At 67.5% G+C, this 12,203-nt stretch carries 8 protein-coding genes; all 8 read left to right on the top strand.

All coding sequences use genetic code 11. From position 1 onward, the window contains the following. The first annotated feature begins 49 nt into the window (after positions 1-49). The 8 genes from rpsA (at position 50) to whiA (ending at position 12,120) form a co-directional block, all read left to right on the top strand. Positions 50-1,498 carry a 30S ribosomal protein S1 gene (gene rpsA, locus OVA02_RS09315; protein ID WP_043592805.1) on the top strand — a complete coding sequence of 483 codons (1,449 nt, stop codon included), beginning with the start codon at positions 50-52 and terminating at the stop codon, positions 1,496-1,498. A 78-nt stretch (positions 1,499-1,576) separates the two neighbouring features. Then, the gene (coaE, locus tag OVA02_RS09310; protein WP_267658054.1) at positions 1,577-2,227 is read left to right on the top strand and encodes a dephospho-CoA kinase; all 651 of its coding nucleotides are present in this window, start codon (positions 1,577-1,579) and stop codon (positions 2,225-2,227) included. A 10-nt stretch (positions 2,228-2,237) separates the two neighbouring features. Then, complete coding sequence (gene uvrB / locus OVA02_RS09305) at positions 2,238-4,304, top strand: excinuclease ABC subunit UvrB (protein ID WP_043592809.1); 2,067 nt, start codon at positions 2,238-2,240, stop codon at positions 4,302-4,304. Continuing rightward, positions 4,294-5,208 (top strand): SDR family NAD(P)-dependent oxidoreductase, encoded by a 915-nt coding sequence (locus OVA02_RS09300; protein ID WP_056045248.1) that lies wholly within the window; start codon positions 4,294-4,296, stop codon positions 5,206-5,208. The genes uvrB and OVA02_RS09300 overlap by 11 nt, the downstream gene beginning before the upstream one ends. 70 nt (positions 5,209-5,278) lie before the next feature. Next, complete coding sequence (gene uvrA / locus OVA02_RS09295) at positions 5,279-8,230, top strand: excinuclease ABC subunit UvrA (protein ID WP_123570081.1); 2,952 nt, start codon at positions 5,279-5,281, stop codon at positions 8,228-8,230. Next, complete coding sequence (gene uvrC, locus OVA02_RS09290) at positions 8,227-10,149, top strand: excinuclease ABC subunit UvrC (protein WP_267658049.1); 1,923 nt, start codon at positions 8,227-8,229, stop codon at positions 10,147-10,149. The genes uvrA and uvrC overlap by 4 nt, the downstream gene beginning before the upstream one ends. A gap of 40 nt (positions 10,150-10,189) precedes the next feature. Next, entirely contained in the window at positions 10,190-11,071 is an 882-nt protein-coding gene (gene rapZ, locus OVA02_RS09285; protein ID WP_056045245.1) for an RNase adapter RapZ, read from the top strand. Between the two features lie 68 nt (positions 11,072-11,139). Then, positions 11,140-12,120, top strand: a complete 981-nt coding sequence (gene whiA, locus OVA02_RS09280; RefSeq protein ID WP_159826586.1) for a DNA-binding protein WhiA — start codon at positions 11,140-11,142, stop codon at positions 12,118-12,120. Positions 12,121-12,203: the final 83 nt, after the last annotated feature.

Below are 12,203 nucleotides of genomic sequence, written 5' to 3'. Positions count from 1 at the left end.
CGAGGGACGAGCACGGCCCGATTCATGCCCGTACTGGAGCACTAACTACATGACAACCGTAACGACCAAGGCACCCAAGCAGGTCGCCATCAACGACATCGGATCCGCTGATGACTTCCTGGCCGCGGTCGAGAAGACCCTGAAGTTCTTCAACGACGGCGACCTCATCGAGGGCACCGTCGTGAAGATCGACCGCGACGAGGTCCTCCTCGACGTCGGCTACAAGACCGAGGGCGTCATCCCCTCGCGCGAACTCTCGATCAAGCACGACGTCGACCCCACCGAGGTCGTCGAGGTCGGCGACACGGTCGAGGCCCTCGTCCTCCAGAAGGAAGACAAAGAAGGCCGTCTGATCCTGTCCAAGAAGCGCGCTCAGTACGAGCGTGCCTGGGGCGACGTGGAGAAGATCAAGGACGCCGACGGCGTCGTCACCGGTACGGTCATCGAGGTCGTCAAGGGTGGCCTCATCGTCGACATCGGCCTCCGTGGCTTCCTCCCCGCATCGCTCATCGAGCTGCGCCGCGTCCGCGACCTCACGCCCTACCTGGGCCAGGAGATCGAGGCCAAGATCCTCGAGCTCGACAAGAACCGCAACAACGTGGTCCTGTCGCGCCGTGCCCTCCTCGAGCAGACGCAGTCCGAGAGCCGCACGACCTTCCTCAACAACCTCCACAAGGGCCAGGTCCGCAAGGGCGTCGTCTCGTCGATCGTCAACTTCGGTGCGTTCGTCGACCTGGGCGGCGTGGACGGCCTCGTGCACGTCTCCGAGCTCAGCTGGAAGCACATCGAGCACGCCAGCGAGGTCGTCGAGGTGGGCCAGGAGGTCACCGTCGAGATCCTCGAGGTCGACCTCGACCGTGAGCGCGTGTCGCTCTCGCTCAAGGCCACCCAGGAAGACCCGTGGCAGGTGTTCGCCCGCACGCACGCGATCGGTCAGGTCGCTCCGGGCAAGGTCACCAAGCTCGTCCCCTTCGGTGCGTTCGTCCGCGTGGCCGACGGCATCGAGGGCCTCGTGCACATCTCCGAGCTGTCGGCGAAGCACGTCGAGCTGGCCGAGCAGGTCGTCGCCGTCGGCGACGAGGTGTTCGTCAAGGTCATCGACATCGACCTCGACCGCCGTCGCATCTCGCTGAGCCTCAAGCAGGCCAACGAGGGCGTCGACCCCGAAGGCACCGAGTTCGACCCGGCGCTCTACGGCATGCTCACCGAGTACGACGACCAGGGCAACTACAAGTACCCCGAGGGCTTCGATCCCGAGACGAACGAGTGGCGCGAGGGCTTCGACTCGCAGCGCGAGAAGTGGGAGCAGGACTACGCTGCCGCCCAGGCGCGCTGGGAAGCCCACAAGAAGCAGGTCGCTGCCTCGCTCGTCGAAGAGACGACGTTCGACGCTCCCACGGGTTCGTCGTTCTCGGCCGAGTCCGCTTCGGGCGCCGGCACCCTCGCCGACGACGAGTCGCTCGCCGCTCTGCGCGAGAAGCTGTCGAACAACAACTGAGTCCCTCCGGTCTCGACCAGAAGGCGGTTCCCCCTCGGGGGAGCCGCCTTCCGGCGTTTCCGGCGTAGTCTCGACGTCGTGTTCGTCTGTGGATTGACCGGTGGCATCGCCGCCGGCAAATCGGTCGTGGCCCGTCGACTCGCCGAACGGGGCGCGGCGCACATCGACGCCGACGCCCTCGCCCGCGAGGTGGTCGAGCCCGGATCCGCCGGACTCGCCGCCGTCGTCGCCCGCTTCGGTTCCGACGTCCTGCAGCCCGACGGCTCCCTCGACCGAGCCGCCCTGGGGACGATCGTCTTCGCCGACGCCGTTGCACGCCGTGACCTCGAAGGGATCACCCACCCGGCCGTGCACGAGCTCTCGGTCCGGCGCATGTCCGACGCCGTCGCGGACGACGCGGGTCGCGTCGTCGTCTACGACGTGCCCTTGCTCGTCGAATCGCGGGGGACCGACGGCTTCGACGTGATCGTCGTCGTGCACGCCCCGCGCGAGGTCCGCCTGAGGCGACTCGTCGAGCTCCGCGGGATGGACGACGAGGAGGCGCGGCGTCGCGTGGACGCGCAGGCGGACGACCGGACGCGGCTCGCCGTGGCGGACCTCGTCGTCGACTCCTCCGGTTCGCTCGAGAGCACGCTGGAACAGGCGGACGACCTCTACGACCGTCTGCGTTCGCTGTCAGCGGCGAAGCAGGCGGCCTCCCACGACACGAGTGTCGGTGGTCCCTCCTAAGCTGGAATCCATGGAACCGACCCGCAGTGTGCGCCCGTTCGAAGTCATCAGCGAATTCGAACCCAGTGGCGACCAGCCGGCCGCCATCGCCGAACTGGCGGGGCGCATCAACGCCGGCGAGACCGACGTCGTCCTGCTCGGCGCCACCGGAACGGGCAAGTCGGCGACCACCGCCTGGCTCGTCGAGCAGGTGCAACGGCCCACGCTCGTGCTCGCCCACAACAAGACGCTCGCGGCCCAGTTGGCGAACGAGTTCCGATCGCTCTTCCCGAACAACGCCGTCGAGTACTTCGTCTCGTACTACGACTACTACCAGCCCGAGGCCTACGTCCCGCAGACCGACACCTTCATCGAGAAGGACAGCTCGGTGAACGCCGAGGTCGAGCGGTTGCGGCACTCGACGACGAACTCGCTGCTGAGCCGACGCGACGTCATCGTCGTCTCGACGGTCTCCTGCATCTACGGGCTCGGCACCCCCGAGGGCTACATGGAGGCCATGATCGCCCTCCAGGTCGGCATGCGGATCGATCGCGAGACGCTCATCCGGCGGTTCGTCTCGATGCAGTACCAGCGGAACGACATCGACTTCTCCCGTGGCAACTTCCGCGTGAGGGGAGACACGATCGAGATCATCCCGATGTACGAAGAACTGGCCATCCGCATCGAGATGTTCGGCGACGAGGTGGAGGCGCTGTACGCCCTCCATCCGCTCACGGGCGACGTCGTCAAGACGATGGACGCCGTCTCGGTCTTCCCCGGTTCGCACTACGTCGCGGGCACAGATGTCATGCACCGCGCCATCGGCACCATCAAGGACGAACTCGCCACCCGCCTCGACGAGCTCGACAAGCAGGGAAAGCTCCTCGAGTCCCAGCGCCTGCGCATGCGCACGACCTTCGACCTCGAGATGATGGAACAGATCGGCTTCTGCAACGGCATCGAGAACTACTCCGCGCACATCGACGGTCGGTCGCCCGGCGAGGCACCCCACTGCCTGCTCGACTACTTCCCGGACGACCTGCTCGTGGTGATCGACGAGTCGCACGTCACCGTGCCCCAGATCGGCGCCATGTACGAAGGCGACGCCTCGCGCAAGCGCACCCTCGTCGACCACGGCTTCCGGCTTCCCAGCGCCCTCGACAACAGACCCCTCAAGTTCGAGGAGTTCCTCGACCGGGTCGGCCAGAAGGTCTACCTCTCGGCGACGCCCGGCAAGTACGAGCTGGGCATCACCGACAGCGTCGTCGAGCAGATCATCCGACCCACCGGGCTCATCGATCCCGAGATCGTGGTCAAGCCGTCCGCGGGCCAGATCGACGACCTGCTCGAAGAGATCCGCACACGGGTCGAGATCGATGAACGTGTCCTGGTCACCACCCTGACCAAGAAGATGGCCGAAGAACTCACCGACTTCCTCACCGAGGCCGGAGTGCGAGTCCGCTACCTGCACTCCGACGTCGACACGCTCCGGCGGGTCGAACTGCTCACCGAACTGCGGCAGGGCGTCTACGACGTGCTCGTCGGCATCAACTTGCTCCGTGAGGGCCTCGACCTCCCCGAGGTGTCGCTCGTCGCGATCCTCGACGCCGACAAGGAGGGCTTCCTCCGTTCGTCCACGTCACTCATCCAGACAATCGGCCGTGCGGCACGAAACGTCTCGGGTCAGGTCCACATGTACGCCGACGTGATGACCGACTCGATGAAACAGGCGCTCGAAGAGACCGATCGTCGTCGAGAGAAGCAGGTCGCCTACAACCTCGAGCGAGGCATCGACCCCCAACCGCTCCGCAAGAAGATCGCCGACATCACCGAGGTCCTGGCCCGAGAAGGTGCCGACACCGCACGCCTCCTCGCGGATCGCCAGGGTGGCAAGCGCGCCCCCACGCCGAACCTCCGCCGCGAGGGCAAGGCCGCCAGCGCCGCGAACGGCCTCGAAGCGATCATCGCCGACCTCAACGAGCAGATGCTGCAGGCCTCGGCCGAGCTCAAGTTCGAGTTGGCCGGTCGGCTCCGCGACGAGGTCGCCGACCTGAAGAAAGATCTGCGACAGATGGAGGCGGCCGGTCATGCCCGGTGATCGTCGACGCGTCGTCGTCACGGGTGCGACCGCAGGGCTCGGCTATTACTCCGCCGAGCGGCTCGTCGCGGCCGGTCACCAGGTCGTCCTCGCGGCCCGCGACGCCGAGAGGGCCGTGCGGGCCGCCGATCTCCTCCGCAGCCGCGTGCCCGGGGCGGACGTCGACACGGTCGCCCTCGACCTGGCCGACCTCGCGTCGGTCCGCACGGGTGCATCCGCCATCGCCGCCGGCGGACCGGTCGACGGCCTCCTGGCCAACGCCGGCGTCGTCGGCTCCCGTCGGCGTCAGACGACGACCGACGGGTTCGAGCTCCAGTTCGGCACCAATCATCTCGGCCACTTCGCCCTGGTCTCGCACCTCATGCCGGCCCTCGAGTCGGCAGGGCGGGCTCGAGTCGTGCACCTCGGAAGCATCAGCCATCGGTGGGTGCGACTCGACCTGGACGATCCCATGATGGTCTCGAGCTACTCCGGCGCGGTCGCCTACGCACGTTCCAAGCTCGCGGTCATGACCTTCGGCTTCGACCTCGACCGTCGCCTCCGGGCCGCCGGATCCTCGGTCTCCAGCGTCGTCGCCCACCCCGGGTTCTCGTGGGACTCGCTCAGCGACCCGCGCCCGCCCGTCGTCGAGCCCCGCCGCCCTCCCGCCGTCCTCACCTCGATGATGCACGTCTTCTCCCAGGGCAAGGAGGTCGGAGCAGAGCCTCTCGTCCACGCCCTCGTGGGCGAAGACGTCCACGGCGGGGAATACTGGGGTCCGGCCGGATGGTTCCAGTTGACCGGCGCTCCGGCACGCGTGCCCGCGAAACGTCACAGCCGTGACGAGTCGGTGGCCTCGCGTCTGTGGCAGGTGTCCGCCGGCCTGACGGGCGTCCATCCGACCGTCTCGTCCCCGGCCCCCTGACCCCGCGCCGCCGGCTGCACCTCCCGCGGGCCCGCCCGCCACGACGACGAGTGTCGTCCACATCGACAGAATGGTAAGAGTGTCCATCTCACCTGTAGAAGGTTCCTCCACGCTGAGCGTCCGGGGTGCCCGAGTGCACAACCTGAACAACGTCGACCTCGAGATCCCACGTGACTCGTTGGTCGTCTTCACCGGGTTGTCCGGCTCGGGCAAATCGTCCCTGGCGTTCGACACGATCTTCGCCGAGGGGCAACGTCGGTACGTCGAGTCCCTGTCGGCCTACGCGCGGCAGTTCCTGGGTCAGGTCGACCGTCCCGACGTCGATTTCATCGAGGGCCTGAGCCCGGCCGTCTCCATCGACCAGAAGTCCACGAACCGCAACCCGCGGTCCACGGTCGGCACGATCACCGAGATCTACGACTACATGCGCCTCCTCTGGGCACGCATCGGCGTTCCGCACTGCGCCGTCTGCGGCGAGAAGATCAGCAAGCAGAGCGTGCAGCAGATCGCCGACCAGCTCATGACCCTCGAGTCGGGCATCCGGTACCAGGTGCTGAGCCCCGTGGTCTCGCAGAAGAAGGGCGAGTTCGTCGACCTGTTCGCCGAGCTCGCGTCCACGGGGTATTCCCGGGCCATCGTCGACGGTGAGCAGATCCAGCTCAGTTCGCCGCCCAAGCTGAAGAAGCAGATCAAGCACGACATCTCGGTCGTGGTCGATCGCCTCGTCGCCTCCGACCAGGCGCTGACCCGTCTGACCGACTCGCTCGAGACCGCCCTGCGCCTGACGGACGGCCTGGTCACGATCGACTTCGTCGACACCGACGAGGGCGCGGCCGGCAAGTACCGGACGTTCTCCGAGAAGCTCTCGTGCCCGAACAACCACCCGGTCCAGCTCACCGAGATCGAACCCCGCACGTTCTCGTTCAACGCCCCCTTCGGCGCTTGTCCCGAGTGCTCCGGACTCGGCACGAAGATGTCGGTCGACTCCGACCTGCTGCTCGGCGACCCCGAGCTCAGCCTCGCCGACGGAGTCATCCTGCCCTGGACCCAATCCGGCAAGGGGCTCTACAACTACTTCCAGAAGCTCCTCGAGGGCTTGGCCGGTGATCTGGGCTTCAGCCTCAAGACGCCCTGGCACGAGCTGCCCGAGAAGGTCCGACAGGCCGTCCTGCAGGGCAACGACTTCGAGGTCACCGTGAAGTGGCGCAACCGCTTCGGCCGAGAGATGACCTACTCGACGGGCTTCGAGGGTGTCATGCCCTACATCGAGCGCAAGTACGCCGAGGCCGAGACCGACACGCAGCGCCAGCGCTACGCGTCCTACCTCCGCGAGATCCCGTGCGTCGTCTGCAAGGGCAAGCGGCTCAAGCCCGAGGTCCTCGCCGTCCTGGTCGACGGGCACGACATCGCGAGCGTGTCCGAACTCAGCCTCGCCGACGCGTTCGGGTTCATGAACAGCCTCACCCTCACGACCCGCGAGGCGCGCATCGCGGCCCAGGTGCTGCGTGAGATCCGGGTCCGACTCGAGTTCTTGCTGGAAGTGGGTCTCACGTACCTCTCCCTGGCCCGCGCCGCGGGGTCCCTCTCCGGTGGAGAAGCCCAGCGCATCCGCCTCGCGACCCAGATCGGGTCGGGTCTCACCGGAGTCCTCTACGTCCTCGACGAGCCGAGCATCGGCCTCCACCAGCGTGACAACCGCCGACTCATCGACACGCTGGTCAAACTCAAGAACCTCGGCAACACGTTGATCGTCGTCGAACACGATGAAGACACCATCAAGACGGCCGACTGGGTCGTCGACATCGGCCCGGGTGCCGGCGTCAACGGCGGCACGGTGGTGCACTCGGGCAGTTACGAGGACCTCGTCGCGAACACCGACTCGTACACCGGCGACTACCTCGCCGGGCGGCGCTCCATCGAGACCCCGACCAGCCGTCGCCCCGTCGACAAGAAGCGCATGATCTCGGTCGTGGGCGCCAAGGCCAACAACCTGCGCGACGTCACCGTCGACTTCCCCTTGGGCACCTTCGTCGCGGTGACAGGCGTCAGCGGCTCGGGCAAATCCTCGCTCGTCAACGACATCCTGTACAAGGTCCTGGCCAACCAGCTCAACGGAGCCCGTCAGATCCCCGGCAAGCACACGCGGGTCACGGGCCTCGACGCCCTCGACAAGGTCGTCCACGTCGACCAGGCGCCGATCGGTCGCACCCCGCGCTCGAACCCGGCGACCTACACGGGTGTCTTCGATCGCATCCGTACCCTCTTCGCCGAGACGACCGACGCGAAGGCCCGCGGCTACCTGCCGGGCCGGTTCAGCTTCAACGTCAAGGGCGGCCGCTGCGAGAACTGCGCAGGTGACGGCACGATCAAGATCGAGATGAACTTCCTTCCCGACGTCTACGTCGCCTGCGAGGTGTGCGGTGGTGCGCGGTACAACCGCGACACCCTGGCGGTGCGGTACAAGGGCAAGAACATCTCCGAGGTCCTCGAGATGCCGATCAGCGAGGCCGCCGAGTTCTTCGCCCCCATCTCGGCGATCTCCCGGTTCATGTCGACGCTGGTCGACGTCGGCCTGGGCTACGTGCGACTCGGCCAGAGTGCCACCACGCTGAGCGGGGGCGAAGCCCAGCGCGTGAAGCTCGCGACCGAGCTGCAGAAGCGCTCCAACGGGCGCAGCGTCTACGTGCTCGACGAACCGACGACCGGCCTGCACTTCGAGGACGTCCGCAAGCTCCTCCTCGTGCTGAACGGTCTGGTCGAGAAGGGCAACACCGTCATCACGATCGAGCACAACCTCGACGTCATCAAGTCCGCCGACTGGCTGATCGACATGGGCCCTGAAGGAGGCGCGGGTGGCGGCACCGTCATCGCCACCGGAACCCCCGAGCACCTCGCGACCGTGCCCGAGAGCCACACGGGCGTCTTCCTGAAGGAGATCCTCGAATCGGGTCACACCGTGCCCCGGGTGCAGAAGAAGAAGGCCACGTCGACTCGACGCCGGGAGGCCGTCGAAGCACGATGAGCAACACCGTCTCCTGGCGTCCGAAAGCGGGCGAGATCCCCACCGACCCCGGCGTCTACCGCTGGCGTGACGAGCGGGGGAGGGTGCTCTACGTCGGCAAGGCCAAGAACCTCCGGGCCCGGCTGAGCAACTACTTCGCACCGCTTCCGTCGCTGCACGAACGCACCCGACGAATGGTCCTCACCGCTCGATCCGTCGAATGGACCGTGGTGGGCAGCGACATCGAGGCCCTCCAGCTCGAGTACACGTGGATCAAAGAGTTCGACCCGCCCTTCAACGTCAAGTTCCGCGACGACAAGACCTATCCGTTCATGGCCGTCACCCTGGCCGACGAGGCACCTCGGGTGATGGTCACGCGCAACCCGCGCATCAAGGGGGCCAAGTACTTCGGGCCGTACCCGAAGATCTGGGCCGTCCACGACACCATCGACCTGATGATCAAGGTCTTCCCGATCAGGACCTGTTCCGACAGCAGCTACAAGAAGGCCATGCAGACGGGCAAGCCCTGCTTCCCGGGGCAGATCGGTCGTTGTGGGGGGCCGTGTTCGCACAAGGTGTCGATCGACGAGCACCGGGCGATCGTCGACGAGTTCGTCAAGTTCATGGGCAGCTACGACAAGAGGGTGATCGCCGACCTGCAGCGCTCCATGAAGACGGCCGCCACGGAGCAGCGCTTCGAGGACGCGGCCACGTACCGCGACCAGGTGCAGGCCCTCGAGGCCGTGCTCGACAAGTCGGCGGTCGTCCTCCGCGACAACGTCGATCTCGACCTCTACGCCCTCGCCGAGGACGAGCTGGCGGCCGCCGTCCAGCTCTTCACGGTGAGGGGCGGTCGCATCCGTGGCTCCCGCGGCTGGGTCGTCGACAAAGAGATCGACATCTCGACCGGCGACCTCGTCGAGCAGGTCCTGCAGGGCATCTACACCGCCGGCGCGGAGCTTCCCCGCGAGATCGTCGTGACCGAGACGCCGGACGACAACGACGCCCTCGAGAGCGTGCTCAGCACCCTCCGCGGTCGGGGACGGGTCCAGATCCACACGGCACAGCGCGGCGAGAAGGCCAACCTGATGCAGACGGCGACCCTCAACGCGCAGCAGTCGCTCATGCTCTACAAGACCCGTCGCAGCGCCGACTTCGCCACCCGGTCGACCGCCCTGGCCGACATCCAGGAGGCCCTCGGCATGAGCGACGCGCCCTTGCGCATGGAGTGCTACGACGTGTCCCACCTCTCGGGCACGAACATCGTCGCCTCGATGGTGGTCTTCGAGGACGGCCTGCCGCGGAAGGACCAGTACCGGCGTTTCAACATCCCCCGGTCGACCGACGACACCGAGTCGATCTACCAGACGCTCAGCCGCCGCCTCTCTCGCCTCGACGACGAACTCGCTCCCGTCGAGGAGGTGGGAGAGCAACGCAAACGGTTCGCCTACCGCCCCAACCTCCTCATCGTCGACGGCGGACAACCCCAGGTGGCGGCGGCCCGACGAGCACTCGACGACGCCGGCGTCACGGACATCGCGCTCTGCGGGATCGCGAAACGGCTCGAGGAGATCTGGCTGCCCGACGACGACTTCCCGGTCATCCTCCCTCGCAACAGCGACGCGCTGTTCCTCATCCAGCGCATCCGCGACGAGGCCCACCGTTTCGCGATCACGCACCAGCGGCAGCGTCGCAAGCGCGACATCTCGACGCAGCTCGCGGAGATCCCGGGGTTGGGGCCCTCCCGGGTGGCCGTGCTCCTGAAGCACTTCGGCTCGGTCAAGCGTTTGAAGGACGCCGAGGCAGCGGACATCTCGGCCATCCGCGGCATCGGCCCGACGCTCGCCGCCGCAGTCGTCGAGCGGCTGCGCGGGGCCGAGGACGTGGCGGCCGACGACGTGGCGGCCGCCGACGTCGTGCCCCCCACGAGCCCCGCCTAGACTCGATGCACCGCACGCCGACCCGGAGGACACCACCGACATGAGCGACGTCAGCGAACAGCAAGAGGTCCTGATCGTGACGGGGATGTCCGGCGCCGGGCGGTCGACCGTCGGCAACGCCCTGGAGGACCTCGACTGGTACGTGGTCGACAACCTGCCGGCGCAGATGTTGCGACCGCTGCTCGACCTGGCCGAACGTGCGGGGGATTCGCTCCCCAAGATCGCTGCCGTGGTCGACGTCCGCGGGGGACGCCTCTTCAGTGAGGCCCAAGAGGCCGTGCGCACCTTGCGGGCGAGCATGCCCAGCAAGGTGCGGGTGCTGTTCCTCGACGCGACCGACGCGGCGCTGGTCCGGCGTTTCGAGCAGGTCCGGCGACCGCACCCGTTGCAGGGTGACGGCACCTTGCTCGACGGCATCCTCGCCGAGCGTGCGCGCATGGAAGAGCTCCGCGAGACGAGCGACGTGATCATCGACACGTCGGAACTCAACATCCACCAGTTGGCCACGACGATCTCCGAGAAGTTCGCCGAGTCCGACCGCGCCGGGGTCCAGGTGACCGTCCTCAGTTTCGGGTTCAAGTACGGCCTGCCCACCGACGCCGACATGGTGGGCGACGCGAGGTTCCTCCCCAACCCGTTCTGGGTGCCCGCGCTCCGGCAGCAGTCCGGGCTCGACGAGCCGGTCACGTCGTACGTCATGCAGCAGGACGGGGCCCGGGAGTTCGTCGACGCCTTCGCCGCTTCGCTCGTCCCCGTCTTGTCGGGCTATCAGCGTGAGAACAAGAGACACGCTACGATCGCCATTGGCTGCACCGGGGGCAAACATCGATCGGTCACCCTCGTGGGTGAACTGGCGGCGCGTCTGCGTGGACTCCCCGGCGTGGCCGTCAGCGTGAAACACCGCGACCTCGGCCGAGAATGACCCACCGAGGTGCTTCAGCACGCCCGTGTACCGACGACACCTCGACCTGACGAAAAGGAACAACCGGAGTGGCCCAGACTGCCGACGTCAAAGAAGAACTCGCCCGCGTCGAGGTGAGCAGGACGACGATCCGGGCCGCTGAGCTCGCCACCGTCCTCCGTTTCGCCGGGGGACTGCACCTCATCTCCGGTCGGATCGCCGTCGAGGCGGAACTCGATTCCGCGCTCATCGCCCGACGGGTCCGGAAGGACCTGGCCGAGCTGTACGGAGCCAGGAGCGACGTCGCGATGACGGCTCCTTCCGGCTCACGCCGCACCCCCGGGTTCCTCGTCCGGGTCCACGAGGCCGGTGAGACGCTGGCCCGTCAGACCGGGCTCATGGACGCCCGCCGACGACCCGTCCGTGGCCTGCCGAACCGGCTCACGACCGGCTCGCGCGACGATCTCGCCGCCATCTGGCGAGGGGCGTTCCTCGCGCAGGGCTCGTTGACCGATCCCGGTCGGTCCGCCTCGCTCGAGGTCGTGTGCCCCGGCAACGAGACCGCCATGGCGCTCGTCGGGGCCGCCGGCCGACTGGGCGTCGCGGCGAAGGCCCGAGAGGTCCGCGGCGTGCACCGGGTCATCATCCGCGACGGCGAGGCCATCGGCACCATGCTCAAGGTGATGGGCGCCGAGAAGAGCGTCACCGACTGGGAAGAGATGCGCCAGCGCCGCGAGGTGCGCGCGACGGCGAACCGACTCGTCAACTTCGACGACGCCAACCTGCGACGGTCGGCCCAGGCCGCCGTGGCCGCGTGCGCCCGCGTCGACCGGGCGATGGAACTGCTCGGCGACGACATCCCCGAGCACCTCAAGTACGCGGGCGAGCTGCGACTGGCCCATCGCGACGCCAGCCTGGACGAACTCGGCCACCACGCCGACCCCCCGATGACCAAGGACGCCGTCGCGGGTCGGATCCGTCGCCTGCTCGCCATGGCCGACAAGAAGGCCGGCGACCTGGGGCTGCCGGGCACGGACGCCAACCTGCCGCACGACCTCGACCTCGACTGAGGGGCGGCGGAGGGTTCTCACGACGTCACCGGAGGACGAATTCCGGAGGGCTGCTGCTACTGTCGTAAGCGGTGTCCGACCCG

The organism is Frigoribacterium sp. SL97 (assembly GCF_026625765.1).
GTDB lineage: Bacteria > Actinomycetota > Actinomycetes > Actinomycetales > Microbacteriaceae > Frigoribacterium.
This window is presented reverse-complemented; position numbering and strand designations above follow the sequence as displayed.

What these genes read in the sequence shown, in the direction of transcription:
- rpsA (WP_043592805.1), top strand. Translation starts at nt 50, where the DNA reads ATGACAACCGTAACGACCAAGGCACCCAAGCAGGTCGCCATCAACGAC.
- uvrB (WP_043592809.1), top strand. Translation starts at nt 2,238, where the DNA reads ATGGAACCGACCCGCAGTGTGCGCCCGTTCGAAGTCATCAGCGAATTC.
- OVA02_RS09300 (WP_056045248.1), top strand. Translation starts at nt 4,294, where the DNA reads ATGCCCGGTGATCGTCGACGCGTCGTCGTCACGGGTGCGACCGCAGGG.
- uvrA (WP_123570081.1), top strand. Translation starts at nt 5,279, where the DNA reads ATGGTAAGAGTGTCCATCTCACCTGTAGAAGGTTCCTCCACGCTGAGC.
- uvrC (WP_267658049.1), top strand. Translation starts at nt 8,227, where the DNA reads ATGAGCAACACCGTCTCCTGGCGTCCGAAAGCGGGCGAGATCCCCACC.
- rapZ (WP_056045245.1), top strand. Translation starts at nt 10,190, where the DNA reads ATGAGCGACGTCAGCGAACAGCAAGAGGTCCTGATCGTGACGGGGATG.